The sequence below is a fragment of the Rhodoluna sp. genome (assembly GCF_049276775.1).
Classification (GTDB): Bacteria; Actinomycetota; Actinomycetes; order Actinomycetales; family Microbacteriaceae; genus Rhodoluna.
Window position 1 is genome coordinate 1 of sequence record NZ_JBASXC010000065.1, and the last position, 22978, is coordinate 22978.

The following is a 22978-nucleotide window of genomic DNA, read 5'->3' on the forward strand; positions in this document are numbered from 1 at the left end:
CCAGTGTGGCCGGTCACCCTCTCAGGCCGGCTACCCGTCGTCGCCTTGGTGAGCCATTACCTCACCAACTAGCTGATAGGCCGCGAGCTCATCCTTGACCGAAATTCTTTCCACACCCTGGGATGCCCCAAGGTGTCGTATCCGGTATTAGCTACAGTTTCCCGCAGTTATCCCAGAGTCAAGGGCAGATTGCTCACGTGTTACTCACCCGTTCGCCACTAATCCACTGGAGCAAGCTCCAGCTTCATCGTTCGACTTGCATGTGTTAAGCACGCCGCCAGCGTTCGTCCTGAGCCAGGATCAAACTCTCCGTAAAAGTTAAGTAGCTCTTCGGGCCTAAACCCTCAAGCAAACTTTACGAATGCCCCGGAAAATGGGGCAATCAATTTGATCTGACTAAATCAGATTGTCTGACAATCTGTCTAATCCAATTACTTCTCTTCACTTCATTTGGCAAGCCAAATAAAGCCAAGAGGTTCTTGGCATCGACATTGTGCACGCTGTTGAGTTCTCAAGGATCGGACGCATCAAGTAATTGATTTTTAGGTCAATCTCTAGAGCTACTTTTCCAAAGTCGCCGAGTCAAAAAATCGCCAGAAACCTTGGGCTTCTAGCTTCTTTTTGAAGAGGCGGACTTTCAATCTTAGGCGCGAAATTCCAGGCCTGCAAGGCCTGATTTTTCACGGAGATTGGTTGCACTTGAGCCGGATTTCTAGGCAGATTTCCAAGCTTTGGACAACCTCACAAGAGTACGCTGTTGTGGACTGCAATGTCAAATCAAAAGGCCCGTTTTTTAGGCTTTTTTTAGAAGATTTATCTAGGAAAGATAGACCGCAGCGAGGGTCTTTTTGCCCCGTCGAAGCACCGCACAGTTTCCCGCCAAGACCTGATCAAACAAAGCGCCCTCATCAGTCACTTTCTCGTTGTTTAGGTAGACTCCGCCCTCTTTGATAGCCCTTCGAGCCGCCGAAAGACTGGCCTCTAGGCCCGTATCTACCAATAGCTGGGCAATTTGAGTTCCCTTTGCGGCCTTGGTGCTTGGAAGCTCTGATAGCGCTGAGAGCAAATCAGTCTCGGCGAGCTCGGTGAGCTCGGCCTGACCAAAAAGGGCTTTCGATGCCTGAATGGCCGCCTGGGCTGCCCCCGGTGAATGAACCAGGCTCGTGACCTCAAGGGCCAGAGTCCGCTGCGCCTCACGAAGGTGAGGTTCGATCTTGACCTTTTCCGCCAGCGCCTCAATCTCAGACCTGGACAAAAATGTGAATACCTTTAGCCGGTCGATGACGTCAGCATCCTCAACGTTCAACCAGAACTGATAAAAAGCATATGGACTGGTGTGGTCTGAATCTAACCAAACCGCGTTGCCTTCTGATTTTCCAAATTTTTTACCGTCGGAATTTGTTATTAGCGGCGTAGCCAACAGGTGAACACTTTTTCCCTCAACCTTGTGAATCAAATCCGAACCCGAAGTTAGATTTCCCCACTGGTCCGATCCCCCGAGTTGAAGCGTGCAGTTGTGTCTTCTGTAGAGCTCCAGGAAGTCATACCCCTGCAGAATCTGGTAGCTGAACTCGGTGTAGCTAATGCCGTGTTCGGAATTTAGCCTTGCGCTTACAGCTTCTTTCGAAAGCATTTTTCCAACACGGAAGTGCTTCCCGATTTCACGCAGGAAATCAATCGCGCTTAGAGATTCGGTCCAGTCCAAGTTGTTTACAAGAGTTGCTGGATTACTGCCAGAAAAGTCCAAGAACCGCGAAGCCTGTTTTGATAGCTTCTCAACCCACTCGGAAACTGTTTCTTTGGTGTTTAGCTGACGCTCAGCAGTTGGACGTGGGTCCCCCACTAATCCAGTTGACCCGCCAATCAAAACAAGTGGGTTGTGTCCGGCCAGTTGTAGCCTTCGCGTAATAAGAAGCTGGACCAGATTCCCAAGGTGCAAACTCGGAGCGGTCGGGTCAAAGCCGATGTAAAAAGTTAGCTTGCCCGAATCTAATGCCTTCGATAGCTCTGCCTCATCGGTCGAGATTGCAATCAGCCCTCGCCACTTAAGCTCTTCCAAAAATGAGGCAAATGAGCTGTCGTTGGACTGGTTGGCAATTGACATTATTTTGCTACCCAGCTCTTTCGAAGTTCGCTGATTTGTTCCAGCACTCTTGGAAGTGCTGTGCCTCCGGCACCGGAGCGTGACTTTATGGATCCTGAAACGGAAAGCACATCTCTTACTTCAGGGGTTAGTAGTTTCGAAATCTTGGCCATCTGAGCATCCGGCACCTCGTGCAGACCTAGTGAGTTCTCTTCACAGTAGGCGACAAGTTTTCCGGTTATCTCGTGAGCTTCTCTGAATGGCACCTGCTGCTTTACTAGCCATTCGGCAACATCGGTTGCCAGAGAGAAGCCTGCCGGAGCAAGAAGCTCAAGTCTGTCAAGGTCAAACTTCATCGTTTGGATCATCCCTGAAAATGCCGGAAGCAAGACTTTCAAGGTGTCGATGGAATCGAACACCTGTTCCTTGTCTTCTTGGAGATCGCGGTTATAGGCCAGTGGTAATCCTTTGAGTGTTGCAAGAAGCCCTGTTAGATTTCCAATCAATCGACCGGATTTTCCTCGCGCGAGTTCAGCAACATCTGGATTTTTCTTTTGCGGCATAATCGATGATCCGGTAGAGAAAGCATCGTCGAGTTTGATGTATCCAAACTCCGCTGTTGCCCAAATGATTATTTCTTCCGCAAAACGCGAAAGATTAATGCCAATTAGGCTCATGATGAACGCGAACTCGGCAACAACATCTCTAGCCGAAGTTCCATCCATGGAGTTTTGTGTAGTGCCGGCAAAACCCAGTTCGTTAGCAACCAAAACCGGATCTAGTCCAAGACTTGAACCAGCCAACGCTCCAGCACCGTAGGGAGAAAGGTTAGCTCTAACACGCCAGTCCCGAAGTCGTTCCATATCTCTAACCAGTGGCCAGGCGTGCGCCAGAAGGTGATGAGACAGAAGTACTGGCTGTGCGTGCTGCATGTGAGTCCTGCCCGGGATAGCAGAACCCAAGTGCTCTTCGGCGCGATCGGTTAGTACTCCAATTAGCTCGCGAACCAAAATTTCGATCTCACCAGCCTGATCCTTAAGGTAGGAGCGAATCAAAGTTGCGATCTGATCATTTCTAGATCTTCCGGCGCGAAGCTTGCCACCCAGTTCAGCACCAGCGATTTCTATGATTCCCCGCTCAAGTGCTGAATGAACGTCCTCATCTAGCTCCCGTGGCGTGAAGCTTCCAGCTTGGACGCGTTCTAGCAACTGTTTCAACACCTTGTTTAGACGCTCAGCCTCATCGTTATTCAGATAGCCTGCGGTGAACAGGGCCTTTACGTGGGCCCTTGACCCTGCGATGTCGTACTCCGCAAGACGCCAGTCAAAATGCGTTGACTTACTCAGGGCCAAAAGGGCATCGGCGCTGTCCGCTCCAAATCTTCCTCCCCATAGCGATCCGGGCTTGGACTCATTTGCCATGTGCACGCTTTGCTGAAATCTTGCTCGGAAGAGCCCAGAGCTCAATGAATCCCTTGGCTAGCGAGGAGTCAAAACTGTCTCCAGTGTCGTAGGTTGCCAGGTTGAAATCGTAAAGGCTCTGCTCGGATCTTCTTCCGGTTACAACCGCCCTTCCACCGCGAAGTTTCAGACGCACCTCTCCGGAAACATACTTCTGGGTGTGATCGATAAATACATCCAGCGAGCGCTTTAGGTCAGAAAACCAAAGGCCTTCGTAAACCATGGTTGCCCACTTATCTTCGATGCCCTTTTTAAATCGGTTGACATCGCGCTCTAGGGTCAGGTTCTCAAGCTCCTCATGAGCCTGAATCAGAGCGATTCCGGCCGGGGCCTCATAGATTTCGCGAGATTTGATGCCAACCAGACGGTCCTCGACCAAGTCGATTCGCCCGACACCGTGAGCTCCAGCCAGTTCATTCATTTTCTTAACCATGTCGATGGCGCTGTATGAAACGCCGTCAATCGCCACCGGGATTCCCTGCTCAAACTTTATGATGACCTCGGTTGGCTCGCGCATCACGTCTGGATCCTGGGTGTAGGTATATAGGTCTTCGATCGGAGCATTCCAGGGGTCCTCAAGGAACCCGGTCTCAACCGCACGACCCCAGACGTTTTGATCTACCGAGTAGGGGCTCTTTTTGGACTGTGCGATGGGTAGGTTGTGCTCGGCCGCGTATTCAATTGCCTTGTCCCTGGTTAGGGCCAAGTCGCGAATTGGAGCAATCGAGGTAAGGTCTGGCGAGATTGCTGCCACCGACGCTTCGAATCGAACCTGGTCGTTGCCCTTGCCTGTGCAACCGTGGGCCACGGTGTCAGCACCTAGCTCCTTGGCTGTTTTTGCTAGGTACTTAGCAATAAGAGGTCTAGAGAGTGCTGACACAAGTGGGTAGCGCTTTTGATAAAGGGCGTTGGCCTTCAGCGCGGGCATGATGTAGTCATCGGCAAACTCTTCTTGAGCGTTTATGACCACAGATTCAACTGCTCCACAGTCGAGGGCGCGCTGTCTAATGACCTCCATGTCCTCGCCACCCTGGCCAACATCAATGGCCATAGCGACTACCTCTTTACCGGTGGCATCTTTGAGCCATCCGATACCTACTGAGGTGTCAAGACCACCAGAATATGCCAGAACAACGCGCTGGGCCATTTTTCTCCTACTTTGTCAAAAACTTCACCCGGAAACCCTCGGGAACAGTTCAATCTTAGGCTTTAGAGCGCTCGACTAACCAAACCATGAGCGCTTTTTGAGCGTGCAGGCGATTTTCAGCCTGATCCCAAACTACCGACTGGGGTCCGTCTAAAACCTCAGCGGAAATCTCATAGCCTCGGTAGGCGGGTAAGCAGTGAAGCACAATTGCCCCGGGCTTGGCAATGCTCATCAACTCTGAATCCAGGCTGAAACCAGTAAATTCCTTAACCTTTTGTGCCTTTTCGGCCTCCTGACCCATGGAAACCCAGGTGTCGGTTGCAACAACGTCGCTGTCGATTAGGGCGTGCTTTGGGTCGGTGTAGATATCGATTGACCCTCCTGTCTGAAGAGCAATCTCCTCCGCTCTTCGAAACACCTTTGGATTAGGTTGATACCCTGCGGGACCAGCCACACGAACCTTCATGCCCGCGGTAACGCCGGCGAGCATATAGGAATGGCACATGTTGTTGGAGGCATCACCGAGATATGAGAGCACCTTGCCTGCGGGGTCACCAATTTTTTCCCGAATCGTCATTAAATCGGCAAGCAGCTGACAAGGGTGAAACTCATCGCTCAAACTGTTGATTACTGGCACTTTGGAGTTCGCGGCCATTTCCTCAAGACCCGATTGGGCAAAAGTCCTCCAGACGATAGCTGCCACTTGGCGCTCCAAAACTCTTGCAGTGTCGGCAACAGACTCCTTGGCACCTAACTGACTAGTTCCTGAGTCCATAATCAGAGGAGTTCCCCCAAGATCAGAAACACCAACCGAGAAAGACACTCTGGTTCTAGTCGAGGTCTTATCGAATATCAAAGCGACTGTTTTTGGACCTGCGAAAACTCTATACGAGTACGGGTCTTTTTTAAGTTTTGCGGCAAGCTCTAAGACTTCGGCTTGCTCTTTTGGTGAAAGGTCATCATCGCGCAAGAAGTGACGGGTCATGAAATTAACTCCTTCTTGGCCAAGTCTCTAAGGTAGCACCAGAGTGCCAACACCGCTGGAGGTAAAAATCTCAAGCAGGATGCTGTGTGGGGCGCGACCATCAATAATGTGAGCCCTTGACACTCCCCCAGCTATGGCGTTAAGGCAGGCCTGCATCTTTGGAATCATCCCCGACTCAAGTTGCGGGAGAAGCTCAATTAGTTCCGCAACTTTTATCTCAGAAATAAGTGAGTCCTTATCTGGCCAGTTGCTATAAAGACCCGCCACGTCGGTCAAAAGCAACAGCTTCTCTGCCCCCAGAGCAACGGCCAAAGAAGCGGCGGCCAGATCGGCATTCACATTAAGAAGTGATCCGTCCACTGCCGGAGCCACAGTGGAAATGATTGGCACTACACCTGTTGCAAGTGCCTCAAGAACAACGCGCGGATTGACCTGAGTCACCTCACCGACCAGTCCAACATCCAAAGGTTTTCCAGACTGATCCGCGGTAGTCTTCTCGGCCCTAAATAAATTGGAGTCTTCACCTGATAAAACCAAGGCCTTAGCTCCAGCTTCTTGAACCAGGTTCGAAAGCCCTGCTGAAATTTGATTGCGCAGAACGTCTTTGACTACCTCGATTACCTCGGGGGTTGTAACGCGAAGACCGCTTCTAAATTCAGTTTCGATGCCCAGCTCCGCAAGTCGAGCTGTGATTTGTGGGCCGCCACCGTGCACCACGACCGGCTTGATTCCAACAAACCGAAGATAGGCCATGTCCTCGGCAAAGGCTTTGGTCAGCTGCTCATCAACCATAGCGTTGCCGCCGAACTTGATAACTACGATTTTGCCGTGGAAATCCTGAAGCCAGGGTAGAGACTCAATCAGAGTCTCGGCCTTTATTCGCGCCAGCGCGGAATCCTGTATCTGGTTTTGGCTCATCAGCTGGAGTACTCGCTGTTCTCTATTACGTACTCTTTTGTTAGGTCATTAGTCAAAATGGTTGCTTCCGCACTTCCAGCGTTCAAACCTACCCGAACGATTACTTCACGATTGGAAAAATCAACAAGGGAGCGATCCTGATCCACGCCACCCTTGGAGGAAACTCGAACGCCATTTATTTCGACGTCGACATCGTAAGGATCAAACTTTGCACCGGTAGTCCCTATTGCGGCGAGGATTCTTCCCCAGTTTGGATCGTTTCCATAAATCGCAGTCTTGAACAAGTTGTTTCTCGCTATCGACCTTCCAACTTCCAAAGCATCGGCTTCTGAGTCAGCACCAACTACCTCAATTGCTATTTCGTGCGAAGCTCCCTCGGCATCTTTCATCAATTGCCGGGCTAGATCCATGCAGACGTAATCTAAAAGCTCCTGGAACTTAGCCGGATCTGCAACGACCCCGCTTGATCCCGAGCTCATGAGGATTACTGTGTCGTTGGTCGAGGTGCAGCCATCCGAATCCAGTCGATCAAAAGAAATGGCTGTTGCCGCTCGAAGATGGGCATCCGCATCGTCGATGACAGCATCGGTTGTAATTACAACAAGCATTGTGGCAAGTGCCGGAGCTAGCATCCCAGCGCCCTTGGCCATTCCTCCAATTTTCCAACCCTCGGCCGCTTCAGTGATTGAGAGCTTAGGAACCGAATCGGTTGTCATTATTGCTTCTGCAGAATCAGGGCCGCCATCGCTTGAAAGCTTGGCACAGGCAGATTCAATACCGGGATAAAGCTTGGATGTATCAAGCTGAACGCCAATTAGACCGGTCGAACACACCATCACGTCTTGCGCCGAAATTGAGAGCGCATCAGCAACTAGCTCGGCTGATTTGTGGGTGACTTGAAATCCTTCTGCTCCGGTGTAGCAGTTCGCTCCCCCGCTATTTAGAACCACCGCTCGCGCTGCGCCGTCCTTTATGGCTTCCATGGACCAAAGTATTGGATTGGCTTTTGCTCGGTTGCTGGTAAACACCGCTGCCGCCACATCGGATGGTCCGGTGTTTTGTACGACTGTCACATCTAGTCCGCCACTTGATTTCAGTCCCGTGGCAACCGACCCCGCCAGGAATCCCTCTGCAAAGGTGACGCTCACTAGCTTGTCCCTCCAAGGCCCATGGTTTCAGGGAAGCCAAGAGCAAGATTTAGCGATTGAATAGCCCCTCCGGCTGTTCCCTTGACAAGGTTATCGATTGCGGAAACAATCACCACTCGACCGGCGTGCTCGTCAACAACTAAACCAATCGAAGCCTTATTGGTTCCGGAGACTGAGCCGGTAGTTGGAAATTCACCCGCCGGAAGAATATCTATAAAAGTCTCGTCACCGTATGCGTCTGCATACACTTCACGAAGTGTTTCAGCTGTGAGAGATGGAGTAACTTTTGCTGTGTTGACAGCCAAGATACCTCTAAACATCGGCACCAGCACCGGCGTGAACGACACCGAGACAGTTTGACCACTAGCGCGAGTTAGATTCTGCTCTATTTCCGGAGTGTGACGGTGAATACCCCCAACACCGTAGGCATTTGAAGAACCCTCGCTCTTTGCAAGCTCAACTGCCAGATTTCTTCCCGCACCGGATGTCCCAACCGATAAAACCGAAACTATGTCGCTTGCCTCAATTAGCCCAGCTGTTAGGGCGGGAGCCAGTGCGAGTGTGATCGCCGTCACATTACAACCGGGAACCGCTATTCGGCTGACGTTTCTAAGTCGCCCGCGCTGTTTGCCCCCCTCGGCCAGAGTTAGTTCTGGGAGTCCGTAGCTCCAAGTCCCGGCGTGCTCGGTTCCATAAAACTTTTTCCAGGCGGCTTCATCCTGAAGCCTAAAGTCCGCACCGCAGTCCAAAACCAACTTGGTATCGCTTAGCCAGGTCGCTACCTCGCCACTTTTTGTGTGTGGCATGGCAAGAAAAACAATGTCATGACCCTGCAGATTAGCTGCGGTGGTTTCAACAAATACCAGATCACGGTCCATTTCATTATCTGGATGGAGGTCAGAAACTTTTTGGCCAACGTTGCTGTTTGCTGAAACTGTTTTGAGTTCTAGTTCAGGGTGATCTGCAATAAGGCGCATCAACTCGCCGCCAACGTAGCCGCTGGCTCCGGCGATTGCAACGCTCAAGACCATCTCTGGGTCTCCCTTCAGCTACCTGTTAGGAACGAATCTCTGCACTAAATCTTTGTCTCGCTAGTTCAACACCGGCGTCGCGCGCTTGCGTAGCTTCAGCTTGAGTAAGCGTTCTATCCATTGCCCTGAAGCGAAGTGCAAAAGTTAGGGACTTGGTGCCCTCTGGAATATTGGCACCACGATAATCATCGGTTAGTGAAATCTCCTCCAGTAAATGACCGGCACCTTCTTTTACCGCAGCTAGCACTGAAGCCGCTGGTATCTCCTGGCCAACAACCAGCGATAGGTCCTGAGTTGCAGCCGGCAAAGTACCAATTGGAAAAGCAACAACCGAGTCTGGTGCTGCAGCGGATAACTCCTCAAGATTTATCTCAAACACGCCCACGGTCCTAGGAAGATCATTTGCCTTTGTGATTGAAGGGTTTAATTCCCCAACAAAACCAACAACCTTGTCGCCAACCATTAGATCCGCAGACCTTCCGGTGTGCAAACCCTTGGGCTTGGACTGGACAATTTCTAGGTCCAGCCCAGCAGCTTGCCCAACAACACGCGCTGCTTGAAGCGCATCCTCAACTCCGAAGGCAACTGGCTTTGAGCCGGGTTGCTGACCCAACCTCGAACCAAGAAATAATCCAGCTAGGTGCCTGGGCTGATTTGGAATAGTCGCGTCTAAATTTGCAATCTGATCCTGGCTTGGCCTTACGCCGGTGTCAGGAAACGAAGGTGTCTTGGATGAAGAAGCTATAAAAACGGATCCTTGCTCCACAATTGCCAGGTCGATAAGTCCGCGCGATAAATTCCTCCGTGCGGTTTCCATCAGACCTGGAATCAGAGACATTCGAAGCTGGCCGGCCTCCTCCTGAATCGGATTTACAAGCGAAACCGCCTTGGAAGCATCGGCAAACAAATTATTTGATGCTGCAGATACAAATGGGTAGCTCAAGACCTCGGTGCTACCAGCTGCCGCCAGCGAATTCAGTGCTGTTCTTCTAAACTGCTGTTCGCGAGTAAGTCCGGCACCTGGCGGTGCAACGGGCAACCTAGAAGGGATGCGATCGTATCCGGTGATTCGAGCAATTTCTTCTACCAAGTCCGTCTTGTGAGTTAGGTCTGGGCGCCAGCTAGGAGGTGTGACCATGAGCCCTCCCTCAACTTGGGAAACTCCGGCTCCAATGTCAACAAGGACCTTCTCGATTTCTTGGGAAGTGTAATCAACACCGATAAGCGAGCTCGCAAAATCAGAAGCAAGGAAGATCTCACTGGGCGCATCAAAATCTGAATAGGTTGCGCCAACGCTACCAGCAGCTCCTCCCGCGTGAACCTCGAGCAGTTGGATAACTCTGGCTGCTGCAATCTCACCAATCCGAGGATCAACCCCCCGCTCATATCTTTTTGAGGCCTCTGAAAAAAGCTTGTGCCTTCTGGCTGTGCGTGCAATTGAGACACCGTCAAAATGAGCGGCCTCAAGCAAAATACTTTTGGTGCTTGCAGAAACTTCGGTCGAGGCTCCGCCCATTACTCCAGCCATGCCGATTGGGCCCGACTCATCGGTAATCAAAAGATCTTCTTCGTGCAGTTTCCTGACCTGACCATCCAAGGTCTTAAGCGTTTCTCCCTTCGAGGCTCGGCGAATCGTGAAGCTGCCCTTTATCTTGTCTAGGTCATAGGCGTGAACCGGTTGGCCGAGCTCGAGCATCACGTAGTTTGTGACATCGACCGCAAGAGAAATAGATCTCATACCGGCAAGTTTTAGGCGAGAACGTATCCAGGTTGGTGTTGGCTTGGTGGCGTCAATTCCTGTGACGGTTCGAAGGATAAAGCTTTGAGAAGTTTTCCTTCCCCGAATCGGAGCGTCGTCTCTGATTGTCAGCCCAAACCCCTCACCGTGAACAGGATGAGAATTTCCAGTTGGATCGCGATAGTCGCTGCCGGTCGCGTGAGAGTACTCTCTGGCTACACCTCTAATCGATAGACAATAACCGCGATCTGGTAAAACGCTAATCTCAGCGGCACTGTCGGAAAGACCGAGTAGCGCAATCGCGTCCGTTCCAACCTTCGGGTCCAGTCCCATCGATGCAAGTGTCAAGATACCGTCGTGATCGTCAGAAAGATTTAGCTCTTTTCCGGATGCAATCATTCCATCGCTTACGTGTCCGTAGGTAGAACGAGCAGAGATTTCAAAGTTCCCTGGGAGCACAGCGCCTGGAAGGCTAACAACCACTTTGTCGCCAACCTCAAAGTTAGAAGCACCGCAAACGATGCCTCGGACAGATTCGCCTCCATCGGCAGCCTTCTCGCCTTCGGGCGCTACTCGAACCTGGCACCAGCGAATTGTCTTTCCGTTGTCCTGCGGCTCAGCAACAAATTCTAAAACCTGGCCCACAACCACGGGACCGGAGACGTCGAAGGAGTGAACTGCCTCCTCTTCAAATCCAACCCTGACCAGGTTCTCCATAACCGATTCCGGAGTTGCATCGGTTGGAAGATCTACGTACTCACTGAGCCAAGACAGTGGGATTCTCATCTACAGCACCATCCCAAACTGTTTACTGAATCGCACATCACCCTCGACCATGTCGCGCATGTCGGTGACCTCATTTCTAAACATCAGGGTTCGCTCAATTCCCATTCCGAAAGCGAAACCGGAGTAGACCTCGGGGTCAATACCGCTTGCGATAAGAACATTTGGGTTGACCATTCCACAACCGCCCCATTCAACCCATCTAGCGCCACCCTTGGCACCGGGATGCCAAACGTCGAGCTCGGCAGATGGTTCGGTAAACGGAAAAAATGAAGGACGAAGGCGGATCTTGGCCTCTTTGCCAAACATGATTCTTGCGAAGTGCTCAAGGGTTCCTCGAAGATCGGCCATGCTCAGACCCTTATCAATCGCTAGACCCTCGACCTGGTGAAAAACCGGAGTGTGAGTTGAATCCAGCTCATCCGTTCTAAACACTCGGCCGGGGCAAAGCACGTAAATAGGTACTTCCCGCTCGAGCATAGAGCGCACTTGAACCGGAGAAGTGTGGGTTCTAAGAACTAGCTTCTGCTCGGTTGGTTCAACAAAGAAAGTGTCCTGCATTGCACGGGCCGGATGGTCAGCATCAAAGTTCAGAGCATCAAAGTTGAACCACTCGCTCTCAACCTCTGGACCCTCAGCTATTTCCCATCCCATGCCAACAAAGACGTCGGAGATTTTCTCCTGTAGCAGGCTCAACGGGTGACGTGCGCCGCTTCGCGCAACCCTCGCTAGGGCAGTTATGTCGATGGCTTCTTTTTCTAAGAGCTTGGCTTCTTCTAAGGCCGAAAGCTCCGCTTCCCTAGCCTCGAAAGCTTCACCAACCTTGGCCCTAGCGCCACCGACAAGTTTGCCGGCGTCAGCTTTTTGTTCAGCGGGAAGTTTTCCGAGTCGTGCGCTAAACGCTGCCAGTACCGAACCATCGCCAAGAATTGATCCTTTGGCCTTTTTCAGATCTTGTATTGATGAGGCGCCTAAAATCTCAGTTAGCGCAGCCTTTATGGCCTTATCGACCTCTGCTGGGCTAATACCTTCTGATTGCGACATAAGACCTCAAGTTTACCGATTAGCTGTTCTGAGCGAAGGCAGACGCGTACATACAAACGCTGGCGGCGGTGGCAAGGTTCAGCGACTCGGCAGCCCCAAAGATTGGCACCTGAACCAGCTTGTCTGCCAAGACCGAAACTTCGGGCTCTAGACCCCAGGCCTCGTTGCCGAACAGCCACATCGTTGGCTTGGCAAGGTCCGAAGAGGCGATAGTCGAAAGAGAATCACCGGCAATATCAGCCGCCAAGACAAAAAGTCCCGCATCCTTGAATTTCTGCAGTGAAGAAGATATTTCGGCATCAATTACAAATGGGAGATGGAACATCGAACCGGTTGTTGACCTAACAACCTTCGGGTTGTAAATGTCAACACTTCCCTTGCTAAAGACCACCGCATCAGCACCAGCAGCGTCGGCCGCACGCAGAACTGTTCCAGCGTTACCGGGATCTCGGATCTGGGCTAAAAATGCAACCAGGGTTGGTTTAGACGCAATCACATCTTCAACGGATACATGAAACTGCTGGCAAACCGCAACCACTCCCTGGGGAGTGGTCGTGTCGCTTAGTTCTTTTAGAACGCCCTCCGAAACCAGATTCACGGTGACTCTAGCGTCACGAGCGCGCGAGATTAGCTCGGGGTATTTTTCTTCGAAACTCTCGGTCGCAAACAACTTCTCAATTAGCTTCGGTCGATCAAGGGCTTCTTTCAGCCCCTGAGGTCCCTCAAGCAGAAAGAGCCCGGTCTCTGACCGGGCCTCTTTCTTAGTGAGCTTTGCGACCCCTTTTATTTCCGCTTGGGAGGGATCTTGAATCAATTTTGTTAGCTCGCCTTAGGTGCTGAGGTGTCCTTTGGAAGCGCGGCCTTAGCGGTTGCAACAAGTGATGCGAATGTAGCTGGTTCGTTCACTGCAAGGTCTGCCAAGATTCTGCGGTCAACCTGAACGCCTGCAAGGCCAAGTCCCTGAATCAAGCGGTTGTAAGTCAGACCGTTTGCACGGGACGCTGCGTTGATTCGCTGAATCCAGAGTCTCCGGAAGTCACCCTTGCGTGCCCTGCGGTCGTTGAAAGCGTAGACCAAAGAGTGAAGCATCTGCTGCTTCGCCATACGGTACAAGCGTGAACGCTGGCCGCGGTATCCCTTGGCGCGCTCTAAAATTACGCGACGCTTTTTCAGCGAGTTAACTGCGCCTTTTACTCTTGCCATTTTTCTATACTCCTAAAATCGTCTTCGGTTACTTACCGAGCAGCGTCTTGATGGTCTTGTGGTCGGCAGCTGAAACTACCTGGTCAGCGTTCAAACGACGCTTGCGTCTTGACGACATGTGCTCCAGGTTGTGGCGCATGTTGATCTGCTGCTTCATGAGCTTGCCACTACCTGTGAAGCGGAAACGCTTCTTGGTACCCGAGTGGGTCTTCTGCTTTGGCATTTACTTCTCTCCTGTTTCCTTGGCAGCCTCTTCGACTACATCTTCGGTTGTTTCAGCTTTGGCTTCTACTTTTGCAAGCTTGTCCGCAGCCTTCTTGGCATCGGCTTTCGCCTCAGCTTTGTTCCTAAGTGGACCAATGACCATGACCATGTTTCGGCCGTCGATCGACGGAGTCGATTCAACGGCGCCAAACTCGGCCACCTCTTCAGCCAACTTTTGGAGCAGTTTGATGCCCATCTCCGGACGAGATTGCTCTCTTCCTCGGAAAACCACCATCACCTTGACCTTGTCGCCAGCCTTTAGAAACTTCTCAATCTGAGATTTCTTAGTGCCGTAATCGTGACCGTCGATTTTCAAACCAAAGCGAACTGTTTTTAGAACGGTGTTCACTTGGTTCTTGCGAGCTTCACGGACTTTTTGGGCAGCTTCATACTTGAACTTGCCAAAATCCATAAGCTTCGCAACCGGTGGGCTGGACTGGGGTGAGACCTCCACGAGGTCCAAGTCTGCTTCTTGCGCCATACGCAAAGCATCCTCGATTTTCACAACTCCAACCTGTTCACCCAATGCGCCTACGAGGCGGACCTCAGCTACACGGATGCGGTCATTGATGCGGGGATCGCTGATCTGGTTCTCCTTATCGACGTGACAACGGCCACACCAAAAGCAAAAAATGCTCGCGGAAATGCAGAACGCAAAATAGCTTTACCCGGCAACCTATAAAAGCGGTGGACGCGGGTGGGAAACTAATCCACTTCTGACCGAGGACATAAGACCTCGGAGCCATGAGATAGCCTAGCATCAAAGCCCCCAAAGGAGAATAGTTGTCTGAATACGACGAAGTCGAAAACCAGATCACCGAGATATCCGACCTACCGGCCGTTGAGGTCATAGGCCGTTACGCCGTTGACCTACTCAGCGTCGCGGCCGTCCAGTGCGGGCTGGCCGCCGATGGCCGCCGGGGTGACCTGGATGAAGCTAGAAAGCTAATAACTGCGGTCGCGGGCCTAATCACTGCCGCTGCCCCGGACCTTGGCGATCACCACGCCAGACCCCTGAGAGACGCACTTCGTCAGGTCCAACTGGCCTTTCGGGAGGCCTCGGTAATCAAGGACGCCCCTGGCCAAGGCCCCGGCGAAAAATACACCGGACCGGTCAACTAGCTCCGAAGCTTTATTGCAACTGAGTCCACGAAGGTTGCAAAATCCTCGGATTTCGACCAAAAGCTGCTGATTCGTTCAATCAAATCTCGAACAACCATAGGTTCCAGTCCCGCCTCGATCGTTATTGATATCAAAAGCTCTGCCCCCTTGAGCACTGAGTGGGGATCGGCAGTTTTGGCTTCAAAGCCAACCACAGAGCTCTCTCCCGCGATCGACTCTTGGATCACCGACAGCACCGCCGGATTCTTTTCTGGAGCAACCCAAGGCAGTGACTGGGCAACTCTTGAAATTACCGGTCGTCTTAGGACGAACTCTGTATCGCTACCGGGGTCAAGAACAACTCTTGTACTCATTTGGCCCGCGGCTTCAAGGCAAAGCCGGATTGCATCGGTTGGAACTGGTCGAGCCGATGGATTCCATTTACTCATTGCATCCACCGATGAAAAAGCAACTAGTGAATCTTGGTCATCGGGAGACTTAACTGTAACTATTGAAAGCGCAGCGCTCTTGTCTACTTTTTTTCCGTGAGCCCCAACTTCCGACTCACCGAGTTGGGCAATTAGTGGAACCAGTAGCCTTGATATTCTTATCTGGTCCACGACCCTCTCGATTCCCACTTCCCCACTTCGAAAATCTGCAATTACCGCTACTAGTTCCGGCGGTGCTTTTCCGTCGTCGTCCACGAAGGAATTTTTCTCGAAACTCCGACCCTCCCATGGTGTGCCGGCTGAATCGGTAAAGCGGTTGGGATTAAAGTTCTCGTTCACTTACTCGCAATCTCCAGAGCCTGCTCGAGGGTGAAGCGCTTTGCATACAGCGCCTTACCTAGGATTGCTCCTTCTAAGCCAAGTGGAACAAGCTGCCTCAAAGCCGCAATGTCATCTAGGGTAGAAATTCCGCCACTTGCCACAACCGGCCTGGTTGTTTTTTCCATTACCTGTCGAAGAAGATCTAGGTTTGGACCCTTCAGCGTTCCATCTTTGGTGACGTCAGTCACCACATATCTTTGACAACCGGCCTGCTCTAAACGCTCGAGCACATCAAATAGTTGACCTCCCTCTTGAGTCCAGCCTCTGGCGGCGAGGGTAGTGCCTCGAACATCTAACCCAATTGCAATCTGCTGTCCGAATTTAGCAATAACTTTCTCTGTCCACTCCGGATTTTCGAGTGCGGCGGTTCCAAGATTCACGCGCGTGGCGCCCGCCTGGAGAGCAGCCTCCAATGAGGCGTCATCGCGAATGCCTCCGGAAAGTTCGATCTTTACTCCCGAACAGGCGTCAACTACTTCCTGGATTACCTTGCGGTTATCGCCTCGACCAAAAGCTGCATCTAGATCAACCAAGTGAATCCATTCCGCCCCTGCATCAATCCAAGTTTGGGCAGCTTCAATAGGTGACCCATAGTCAGTTTCGGAACCCGCTTCGCCCTGAGTTAGGCGAACTGCTTTGCCGTCGGCCACATCGACGGCTGGAAGTAATTCCAGATAGTTTGCCATTAGATTCGCCTTCCTAGATTGTTCCAAGCCAATTTCGAAGCAGTGAAATTCCTGCCTCACCCGATTTCTCCGGGTGAAACTGCACTCCGGTCAAAGGTCCATTTTCTACCGCCGCCACAAACTTTTCGCCATACTCGGCGAAAGTGACCTGGGGTGCGATGAAGGGAAGATCGACTTGCAAACTAAAGTCCTTGGCTGCGTAAGAATGGACGAAATAAAAAAGTTCTTGCTCTATTCCGGAAAAAAGCTTTGACTCTTCCGCTGCAAATACACTGTTCCATCCCATGTGTGGAAGCTTGGGCGCGTCTAGCTTTGCCACAACCCCGGGCCACTGGCCCAAGCCTTCGGTCTCTAGATCATGCTCGAGTCCCTTCTCAAACATGACCTGGAGACCAACGCAGATGCCAAGGACAGGCTTACCTCCGGCTAGACGCCTATCTATAAGCTCCGGCGCTTTCACTTTTTTGAGCGCTTCCATAACCGCTGCGAAAGCCCCAACCCCCGGAACCACAAGGCCATCAGCGTCTTGAACTTTATTCGGATCCGCCGTTAGCTCAACCTCCGCGCCGGCGTATTCGACAGCCTTTACTGCAGAGTGAACGTTTCCAATGCCATAGTCGAGAACGACTACGCGTTGAGTCACAAAGCGCCCTTGGTGGAGGGCACGCCCTCAACCCGAGCGTCCTTCGAGACAGCCAAGCGCATTGCGCGAGCAAAAGCCTTGAACTGGGCCTCGGCTATGTGGTGAGGATCGCGTCCCGCCAAAACGTTAATGTGCAAGGTGATGCCAGCGTTGGTGGCAATAGCCTCGAAGACGTGGCGCACCATCGAACCGGTGAAGTGACCGCCAATTAGGTGAAACTCAAAACCTGCAGGCTCTCCGTCGTGAACCAAATACGCTCGTCCAGAAATGTCTACCACGGCCCTAGCAAGTGCCTCATCGAGTGGCACGCTAGCGTCCCCAAAGCGAGAAATTCCAGCCTTGTCACCAAGCGCCTGCTTGATGGCTTGACCCAAAACGATTGCGGTGTCTTCAACTGTGTGGTGGACATCGATGTGGGTATCGCCGGTTGATCTAACTACTAGATCAATCAGAGAGTGCTTTGAAAAGGCAGTAAGAAGGTGATCAAAAAATGGAACGCTGGTGGACACGTCCGAGCGGCCGGTTCCATCCAAGTTTAAAGACAGCGAGATGCTCGACTCGCTAGTGCGCCTTTCCAGCTGGGCAATTCGACTCACGGGTAGCTCTCCAATTCCTACTTCTTTGAACCTAAAGTCTACAGTTTCACTAAATCTCGGGCCGCTTCAAGAAAAGCAGTCGTTTCTGCTTCGGTCCCCGCGCTGACTCGCAGGGTATTTGAGATTCCAACGTTTCGAACCAAAACTCCAGCCTCTAGCAACTGCTCGAAAGCCGAAGCCGAATCCTTGAGCCCAGAAAACAGTACGAAGTTAGCTTCAGATCGATACACTTCAAAGCCCATTTCAGCTAGCTCAACGCTTAGCCGATCGCGCTGGTATTTGATGTCGTCGACGGTCCTTAGCATCAACTGCGAGTGCCGAAGAGCCGCGGTTGCGGCAGCCTGGGTAAAAGCGGACAAGTGGTACGGAAGGCGAACCAACCTCAAGGCATCGATGGCTGCTGGGTCGGCCGCTAGATAACCAAGCCTTGCTCCGGCAAAGGCAAATGCCTTGCTCATAGTCCGACTCACTAAAAGTCTCGGGCGACCCTCGAGCAAGCTGGTGGCCGATTCATTTGCACTGAACTCCGCATAAGCCTCGTCAACTACCACTACCCCATCGGTTGCGTCGTATGCTGCCTCGATGACGCTCGGGCTGAGCGGAGTTCCGGTGGGGTTATTGGGAGAGCAAAGCAAAACAATGGCTGGCTTTTCTTTTTCAATCGCCTGCACTACAAGCTCTGGAGTCAATTCAAATTTCTCAGCACGCTTTGCCTCCACATAGGCCGTGCCGCTAGTGAGGGCAAGTAGTGAATACATCGAATAGGTTGGACCAAATCCAAGAGCTTTTCGATTTGGTCCGCCAAAGGCTTGAAAAATTTGGAGTAAAACTTCATTGGATCCATTTGCGGCCCAAAGGTTTTCTTCTTTCAGGCCATCGCCTAGATAGTTCGCGAGCGCAGACCTAAGCTCGAGAAATTCACGATCCGGGTACCGATTGATTTCAATCAACGCAGCCGCAATTGCGCCGACCACGTCGATGGCGACCTCTTCTGGAATTCGGTGAGTGTTTTCGTTCACGTTCAACGACACTGGAACACTAAGCTGTGGTGCCCCGTAGGGTTTTCTTCCGCGCAGGTCATCGCGAATTGGAAGGTCTTCTAAGCTAGCCACTACTCAAGATTAGTCGCTAGCAAAATAAGCCTCAGACGAGAGATTTATGGAAGAGCTAGGCGGTCTCCAGTTTCGAGGGTTGCACTAGACAGGTTGTTCAAAAGAATAACCTCGGCTATCCAGTCTTGCTGACTCATACCCTCGGCGTAAGTCTGTGCTAGGTCCCACAAAGAATCTCCAGGCATAACGGAGATGTAGTTGAAGGCGTTCGCCCCGGTGGCGGGCTGGTCTGTTGCTACCGCGCTCTGGTTGAAAATCATGCTGGCCAGCAAGAGAGATAGGGCGCTTAGGACAAACAGGGTCCTAGCTAGCCTGGCCCTGCGCTTCGGGCTCATTGGGTGAAGGGATCCTGCGGTGGTTGCTGACATGGTGTTGCCTTTCCTTGAGTTGTTCGAACAAGTGTTCTACTTTGAACAAGATTACAAGGAACCACCGACATTTTGTCAATAAAACGGCAAGTTTTTCGAAAATGTGTTTGATTTTAGGCCAAATTTAGAATAAAGTTTCGATATCAGCCCGAAATGGGCCTATCCGAAAGGGTGAAATGGACGCCAAGAAGCCATCCCGCCGGGCCTCGAGCCTAAGTGCCATGCAGGAGCGCATCCTGCAGGCAATTCAGCGATCCAAGCTGGATAAGGGCTACGCCCCAAGTATGAGAGAGATTGGCGACGAAGTCGGCCTTTCATCACCCTCTTCCGTGACCCACCAGCTAAACCAGCTCGAACTTGCCGGCTACATAAGCCGCGACCCGAAGCGTCCCCGCACCATCGACGTATTGATCGAGGTACCCGGACTCGAAGTGGATCCGGGTACCGATGTCGACAACATCACCCCAATTGGGGATGCGGCAATGGTCCCGATGGTTGGGCGCATCGCCGCCGGTGGACCAATCACCGCTGAGCAAAACGTCGAGGAGATTTTCCCACTACCCCGACAGTTGGTTGGCAAAGGTGATCTATTCCTGCTGAAGGTTGTCGGTGAATCAATGATTGATGCAGCCATCTGCGATGGCGACTGGGTAGTTGTGCGTCAGCAGCAGACCGCTGAAAATGGTGACATCGTTGCCGCCTTGCTGGAAGAAGAAGCCACCGTGAAAACTTTCAAGCAGAGAGATGGCCACACCTGGCTACTACCGAGAAACTCCAGCTTCGAACCGATTCTTGGCGACCACGCAGTGATTCTTGGAAAAGTAGTCGCGGTCCTAAGAAGCATTTAGCAAAAAGGTCTCAAGCTCACTGGCAAGCCCTGGTTTCACCAGGGTCTCTAGGTAGGTTCCGTCCTGACGATGTTCAAGCTTTGCAACCTTACCCTCCGAGTGGATTCTGGAAACCAAATCCCCACGCGCGTAGGGCACCAAGACCTTCACAAATAATTCTGGTCTAGGGAGCAGTGTTTCAATTTTTGCCAGCAGCTCCTCTATGCCCTCACCGGTGGCCGCAGATACAAGAAGGCAACCCGGTTCCATACCCCGAAGGGCGAGAGCCTGAGTTTCATCGATCAGGTCACACTTATTGAAGACCACTAGTTCCTTGATGTCGGTTGCCTCTACCTCGGTCAAAACATCACGAACCGTCTGAATTTGGGTTGCGGGATCTGGGTGAGAGGCGTCGACAACGTGCACCACAAGATCACTATGCGAGATCTCTTCGATTGTGGAACGAAACGCTTCGACTAACTGGTGGGGCAGGTTCTTTACGAAACCAACGGTGTCTGAAATCGTGTACTCGCGACCATCTGAGCTCTCGGCCCGCCGAACTGTCGGGTCGAGAGTCGCAAAGAGTGCGTTCTCCACCAAAACCCCCGCGCGTGTAATCCGGTTGAGTAGTGAAGACTTTCCAGCATTGGTGTAGCCAGCAATCGCTACAGAGGGCACCTGGTTTTTAGACCTAGTAGCTCTTTTAATTTCTCTTGCCGGAGCCATCTGCTTTATCTGAGCCCGCAGCTTAGCCATTCTTGTATTAATTCTTCTTCTGTCTAGCTCTATCTTCGTTTCACCAGGACCACGCGATCCAATTCCAACACCGCCACCGACCTGACCTCCGGCTTGACGAGACATCGACTCACCCCAACCGCGAAGCCTTGGAAGTAAATATTCAAGCTGGGCTAACTCAACTTGAGCCTTACCCTCGCGTGACTTTGCGTGCTGAGCAAATATGTCCAAGATGATTGCAGTTCGGTCCACAACTTTTACCTTGACGACATCCTCGAGATTCCTTCGTTGGCTCGGGGCAAGCTCCGCATCGGTAATGACCGTATCGGCGCCGGCGGCAGCAACTACTGCCTTAAGCTCCTGGGCTTTTCCTTTGCCCAAGTAGCTCTTGGGATCTGGGGTGTCCCTGCGCTGAAGAAGCCCATCGAGCACTTCGGCTCCAGCCGTTTCGGCAAGAGCTGCTAACTCCCTCAAAGAATTCTCGGCGTCTTGCAAGGTGCCCCTGCCCCAAACCCCAATCAAGACAACTTTCTCAAGCCTTAGCTGTCGATACTCAACATCAGTGATGTCCTGTAGCTCTGTTGAAAGACCTGCCACACGCCTAAGTGCTGATCGCTCTTCGAGGTCTAACTGATCGCCATCGAAGCCCGAGGAGTCCCCCGCGCCAAATTTCTTTGCTCGCTCATCGCGGCGCAGGATGCGATCGATCATCGATTCCTGACGTTCTGGCTCTTGCTCCATAGTTCAACCCTAGTAATCAAAATTTGGGCTAGATTTGCTTCATGTCAGAGGAGCACTATTTTTCTAAAGAGCCTCTGACTCCACTAAAGCCCAAGACGATTCAAATTCCTGTAGCGGGCATTTCACAACAGGTCACCACAGCCTCCGGAACATTCAGTCCCCAGCAACTAGATTTTGGGACTGAAGTCCTAATTGAGCAAATGGATGAGCTTGCCCAGACCGGTAATCTGCTGGATCTGGGCTGTGGCTGGGGGCCAATAGCTCTAAACCTCGGGAAACTGCGCCCCACTTCAACCGTCTGGGCGGTCGATATCAACAACCGATCCCTCGAACTAACTGCCAAGAACGCAACAGACCTTGGGATTTCAAATATTGAGGTGGCCCTTCCCGAGCGGGTCCCTGAGGACCTAAAGTTCTCGGGCATCTGGTCAAACCCTCCGATTCGAATCGGGAAAAAAGAACTGCACACTCTTTTGTTGCATTGGCTACCAAGGCTAGAAAAAGATGCCGAGGCGTTTCTGGTGGTTCAAAAAAACTTAGGCTCAGACTCTCTGCAAAAGTGGCTGACGGATGAACTTGCCGAAGGCTACGAGGTGTCCAGATACACCTCGATAAAGACCTATCGAGTGTTACGAGTAAAGAAGCTCTTCTAAAGGGTAGCTAGATCTATCTCGCCATCGTAGGTGAGCTCTGCCGGTCCACTGATGCTCACGCGCTCACCATCTTCAGCGGCAAACATCCGAACTCCGACCACGCCGCCCGGAACCGAAACCTGCCAAGAACTTGGTGCCTCCGATCCGGCCCAAAACCTTGTAGCTAAGGCTGCTGCGGCAATACCGGTTCCACAAGAAAGGGTCTCCCCTACTCCGCGCTCAAAAACTCGCATCGAAATATGCCCAACACCGTCTTTGACCATCGGTTCACTCGGGACCACAAACTCGACGTTTACTCCCGCAGCTGGTTCCGGGTCAACCTTTGGAGCGTCAAGCAAACGAAGGCCCGAAAGCTCTGATTCGCTGGCTAGCGCGACAACTGCGTGAGGATTACCAACGTCGATTCCCTGTGCTGGGCGAGCAACACTGAGGCCACCAGCTACAACTACTGATTCGCCTTCCAGTCGCCATCTGCCGAGATCAACTGCGAAACCATTTGAGGATTTGGTGATGTCCTTCACTCCGTCTCGGGTGCCAACCGGAAGGGTAGAGCCCCCCTCAATCTCGGCAAGGCCACGCTCAATCAGGAAGCGTGCAAACACTCGGATGCCGTTTCCACACATCTCAGCTGGCAACCCATCCGCGTTGTAGTAGTCCATAAACCAGGTTGCATTGGGCTCCTGCTCCAGGACAGCCTTGCCCTCCGGAAGATTGGCCGAATGAACCACTCGTATTAGGCCATTAGCTCCAACACCAAAGTGTCGATTACAGATCTTCGTAATCTGTGACTTGGTGAGCTCAAGCGCCCCTTCAGCGTCCAGGACCAGCACAAAGTCGTTGCCAGTGCCGTGACCCTTCGTGAAAGCAATTTTTGACATGCCC

25 protein-coding genes and 1 rRNA gene are annotated in these 22978 nt (G+C 52.0%); 4 read left to right on the forward strand and 22 right to left on the reverse strand.

The annotated features are described in order from the left end of the window. From WAO31_RS04080 to infC, 14 genes are all read right to left on the reverse strand, one after another. Positions 1 to 316: ribosomal RNA gene (locus WAO31_RS04080) — 16S ribosomal RNA — on the reverse strand; the annotation flags it as partial. Positions 317 to 817: 501 nt separating this feature from the next. Then, on the reverse strand, positions 818 to 2104 hold the full coding sequence (gene tyrS / locus WAO31_RS04085; protein WP_509590558.1) for a tyrosine--tRNA ligase: 1287 nt from the start codon (positions 2102 to 2104) through the stop codon (positions 818 to 820). Further along, positions 2104 to 3504: an argininosuccinate lyase gene (gene argH / locus WAO31_RS04090; protein WP_509590560.1), complete on the reverse strand. Its 1401-nt coding sequence runs from the start codon at positions 3502 to 3504 to the stop codon at positions 2104 to 2106. Before argH ends, tyrS begins: the two co-directional genes overlap by 1 nt. Then, the gene (locus WAO31_RS04095; RefSeq protein ID WP_509590563.1) at positions 3494 to 4690 is read right to left on the reverse strand and encodes an argininosuccinate synthase; all 1197 of its coding nucleotides are present in this window, start codon (positions 4688 to 4690) and stop codon (positions 3494 to 3496) included. Before WAO31_RS04095 ends, argH begins: the two co-directional genes overlap by 11 nt. A gap of 55 nt (positions 4691 to 4745) precedes the next feature. After that, complete coding sequence (gene argF / locus WAO31_RS04100; RefSeq protein WP_509590565.1) at positions 4746 to 5675, reverse strand: ornithine carbamoyltransferase; 930 nt, start codon at positions 5673 to 5675, stop codon at positions 4746 to 4748. A gap of 27 nt (positions 5676 to 5702) precedes the next feature. Next, the gene (gene argB / locus WAO31_RS04105; RefSeq protein ID WP_509590567.1) at positions 5703 to 6593 is read right to left on the reverse strand and encodes an acetylglutamate kinase; all 891 of its coding nucleotides are present in this window, start codon (positions 6591 to 6593) and stop codon (positions 5703 to 5705) included. Then, positions 6593 to 7741: a bifunctional glutamate N-acetyltransferase/amino-acid acetyltransferase ArgJ gene (gene argJ, locus WAO31_RS04110; protein WP_509590569.1), complete on the reverse strand. Its 1149-nt coding sequence runs from the start codon at positions 7739 to 7741 to the stop codon at positions 6593 to 6595. Before argJ ends, argB begins: the two co-directional genes overlap by 1 nt. Continuing rightward, positions 7741 to 8772 (reverse strand): N-acetyl-gamma-glutamyl-phosphate reductase, encoded by a 1032-nt coding sequence (argC, locus tag WAO31_RS04115; RefSeq protein ID WP_509590571.1) that lies wholly within the window; start codon positions 8770 to 8772, stop codon positions 7741 to 7743. Before argC ends, argJ begins: the two co-directional genes overlap by 1 nt. A gap of 25 nt (positions 8773 to 8797) precedes the next feature. Beyond that, positions 8798 to 11296 (reverse strand): phenylalanine--tRNA ligase subunit beta, encoded by a 2499-nt coding sequence (gene pheT, locus WAO31_RS04120; protein WP_509590573.1) that lies wholly within the window; start codon positions 11294 to 11296, stop codon positions 8798 to 8800. Further along, positions 11297 to 12337 carry a phenylalanine--tRNA ligase subunit alpha gene (gene pheS, locus WAO31_RS04125; protein ID WP_509590575.1) on the reverse strand — a complete coding sequence of 347 codons (1041 nt, stop codon included), beginning with the start codon at positions 12335 to 12337 and terminating at the stop codon, positions 11297 to 11299. A 19-nt stretch (positions 12338 to 12356) separates the two neighbouring features. After that, positions 12357 to 13151, reverse strand: a complete 795-nt coding sequence (locus tag WAO31_RS04130) for a TrmH family RNA methyltransferase (protein WP_509590577.1) — start codon at positions 13149 to 13151, stop codon at positions 12357 to 12359. A gap of 5 nt (positions 13152 to 13156) precedes the next feature. Then, a complete protein-coding gene (rplT, locus tag WAO31_RS04135; RefSeq protein ID WP_509590579.1) occupies positions 13157 to 13540 on the reverse strand; it encodes a 50S ribosomal protein L20 in 384 nt (127 codons plus the stop codon). Between the two features lie 28 nt (positions 13541 to 13568). Then, positions 13569 to 13763: a 50S ribosomal protein L35 gene (gene rpmI, locus WAO31_RS04140; RefSeq protein ID WP_509590582.1), complete on the reverse strand. Its 195-nt coding sequence runs from the start codon at positions 13761 to 13763 to the stop codon at positions 13569 to 13571. Then, positions 13764 to 14330: a translation initiation factor IF-3 gene (infC, locus tag WAO31_RS04145; RefSeq protein WP_509590584.1), complete on the reverse strand. Its 567-nt coding sequence runs from the start codon at positions 14328 to 14330 to the stop codon at positions 13764 to 13766. Here infC and WAO31_RS04150 point away from each other — a divergent pair. Both WAO31_RS04150 and WAO31_RS04155 read left to right on the forward strand, forming a co-directional pair. Further along, positions 14277 to 14486 (forward strand): hypothetical protein, encoded by a 210-nt coding sequence (locus WAO31_RS04150; protein WP_509590660.1) that lies wholly within the window; start codon positions 14277 to 14279, stop codon positions 14484 to 14486. The genes infC and WAO31_RS04150 overlap by 54 nt on opposite strands. Before the next feature lie 101 nt (positions 14487 to 14587). Next, positions 14588 to 14926, forward strand: a complete 339-nt coding sequence (locus WAO31_RS04155) for a DUF1844 domain-containing protein (RefSeq protein WP_509590587.1) — start codon at positions 14588 to 14590, stop codon at positions 14924 to 14926. Here WAO31_RS04155 and WAO31_RS04160 read toward each other — a convergent pair. From WAO31_RS04160 to WAO31_RS04185, 6 genes are read right to left on the reverse strand one after another with little or no spacing between them, the layout of a single operon-like run. Next, complete coding sequence (locus tag WAO31_RS04160; protein WP_509590589.1) at positions 14923 to 15693, reverse strand: SseB family protein; 771 nt, start codon at positions 15691 to 15693, stop codon at positions 14923 to 14925. The two genes, WAO31_RS04155 and WAO31_RS04160, sit on opposite strands and share 4 nt — an antisense overlap. Further along, positions 15690 to 16421, reverse strand: a complete 732-nt coding sequence (gene priA / locus WAO31_RS04165; protein ID WP_509590592.1) for a bifunctional 1-(5-phosphoribosyl)-5-((5-phosphoribosylamino)methylideneamino)imidazole-4-carboxamide isomerase/phosphoribosylanthranilate isomerase PriA — start codon at positions 16419 to 16421, stop codon at positions 15690 to 15692. Before priA ends, WAO31_RS04160 begins: the two co-directional genes overlap by 4 nt. Before the next feature lie 13 nt (positions 16422 to 16434). Beyond that, positions 16435 to 17064 (reverse strand): imidazole glycerol phosphate synthase subunit HisH, encoded by a 630-nt coding sequence (gene hisH, locus WAO31_RS04170; protein ID WP_509590595.1) that lies wholly within the window; start codon positions 17062 to 17064, stop codon positions 16435 to 16437. Continuing rightward, positions 17061 to 17660 (reverse strand): imidazoleglycerol-phosphate dehydratase HisB, encoded by a 600-nt coding sequence (hisB, locus tag WAO31_RS04175; RefSeq protein ID WP_509590598.1) that lies wholly within the window; start codon positions 17658 to 17660, stop codon positions 17061 to 17063. The genes hisH and hisB overlap by 4 nt, the downstream gene beginning before the upstream one ends. Positions 17661 to 17698: 38 nt before the next feature. Further along, a complete protein-coding gene (locus WAO31_RS04180; protein ID WP_509590600.1) occupies positions 17699 to 18772 on the reverse strand; it encodes a histidinol-phosphate transaminase in 1074 nt (357 codons plus the stop codon). Between the two features lie 44 nt (positions 18773 to 18816). Beyond that, positions 18817 to 19140, reverse strand: a complete 324-nt coding sequence (locus WAO31_RS04185) for a LysM peptidoglycan-binding domain-containing protein (RefSeq protein WP_509590603.1) — start codon at positions 19138 to 19140, stop codon at positions 18817 to 18819. A gap of 176 nt (positions 19141 to 19316) precedes the next feature. On the opposite strand from WAO31_RS04185, the gene lexA reads away from it, so the two are divergent. Beyond that, positions 19317 to 19988 carry a transcriptional repressor LexA gene (lexA, locus tag WAO31_RS04190; RefSeq protein ID WP_509590605.1) on the forward strand — a complete coding sequence of 224 codons (672 nt, stop codon included), beginning with the start codon at positions 19317 to 19319 and terminating at the stop codon, positions 19986 to 19988. Here lexA and hflX read toward each other — a convergent pair. Further along, positions 19974 to 21443 carry a GTPase HflX gene (gene hflX / locus WAO31_RS04195; RefSeq protein WP_509590607.1) on the reverse strand — a complete coding sequence of 490 codons (1470 nt, stop codon included), beginning with the start codon at positions 21441 to 21443 and terminating at the stop codon, positions 19974 to 19976. The genes lexA and hflX overlap by 15 nt on opposite strands. A 41-nt stretch (positions 21444 to 21484) precedes the next feature. Here hflX and WAO31_RS04200 point away from each other — a divergent pair, with 41 nt between their 5' ends. Next, positions 21485 to 22096 carry a class I SAM-dependent methyltransferase gene (locus tag WAO31_RS04200; RefSeq protein WP_509590609.1) on the forward strand — a complete coding sequence of 204 codons (612 nt, stop codon included), beginning with the start codon at positions 21485 to 21487 and terminating at the stop codon, positions 22094 to 22096. On the opposite strand, the gene dapF is transcribed toward WAO31_RS04200, so the two are convergent. Next, positions 22093 to 22974 (reverse strand): diaminopimelate epimerase, encoded by an 882-nt coding sequence (gene dapF / locus WAO31_RS04205; protein WP_509590611.1) that lies wholly within the window; start codon positions 22972 to 22974, stop codon positions 22093 to 22095. The two genes, WAO31_RS04200 and dapF, sit on opposite strands and share 4 nt — an antisense overlap. Positions 22975 to 22978: the final 4 nt, after the last annotated feature.

Coding starts and splice junctions, on each gene's coding strand:
- tyrS (WP_509590558.1), bottom strand. CDS start 2,104: ATGTCAATTGCCAACCAGTCCAACGACAGCTCATTTGCCTCATTTTTG.
- argH (WP_509590560.1), bottom strand. CDS start 3,504: ATGGCAAATGAGTCCAAGCCCGGATCGCTATGGGGAGGAAGATTTGGA.
- WAO31_RS04095 (WP_509590563.1), bottom strand. CDS start 4,690: ATGGCCCAGCGCGTTGTTCTGGCATATTCTGGTGGTCTTGACACCTCA.
- argF (WP_509590565.1), bottom strand. CDS start 5,675: ATGACCCGTCACTTCTTGCGCGATGATGACCTTTCACCAAAAGAGCAA.
- argB (WP_509590567.1), bottom strand. CDS start 6,593: ATGAGCCAAAACCAGATACAGGATTCCGCGCTGGCGCGAATAAAGGCC.
- argC (WP_509590571.1), bottom strand. CDS start 8,772: ATGGTCTTGAGCGTTGCAATCGCCGGAGCCAGCGGCTACGTTGGCGGC.
- pheT (WP_509590573.1), bottom strand. CDS start 11,296: ATGAGAATCCCACTGTCTTGGCTCAGTGAGTACGTAGATCTTCCAACC.
- pheS (WP_509590575.1), bottom strand. CDS start 12,337: ATGTCGCAATCAGAAGGTATTAGCCCAGCAGAGGTCGATAAGGCCATA.
- rplT (WP_509590579.1), bottom strand. CDS start 13,540: ATGGCAAGAGTAAAAGGCGCAGTTAACTCGCTGAAAAAGCGTCGCGTA.
- rpmI (WP_509590582.1), bottom strand. CDS start 13,763: ATGCCAAAGCAGAAGACCCACTCGGGTACCAAGAAGCGTTTCCGCTTC.
- priA (WP_509590592.1), bottom strand. CDS start 16,421: ATGGCAAACTATCTGGAATTACTTCCAGCCGTCGATGTGGCCGACGGC.
- WAO31_RS04185 (WP_509590603.1), bottom strand. CDS start 19,140: ATGTCAGCAACCACCGCAGGATCCCTTCACCCAATGAGCCCGAAGCGC.
- lexA (WP_509590605.1), top strand. CDS start 19,317: ATGGACGCCAAGAAGCCATCCCGCCGGGCCTCGAGCCTAAGTGCCATG.
- hflX (WP_509590607.1), bottom strand. CDS start 21,443: ATGGAGCAAGAGCCAGAACGTCAGGAATCGATGATCGATCGCATCCTG.
- WAO31_RS04200 (WP_509590609.1), top strand. CDS start 21,485: ATGTCAGAGGAGCACTATTTTTCTAAAGAGCCTCTGACTCCACTAAAG.
- dapF (WP_509590611.1), bottom strand. CDS start 22,974: ATGTCAAAAATTGCTTTCACGAAGGGTCACGGCACTGGCAACGACTTT.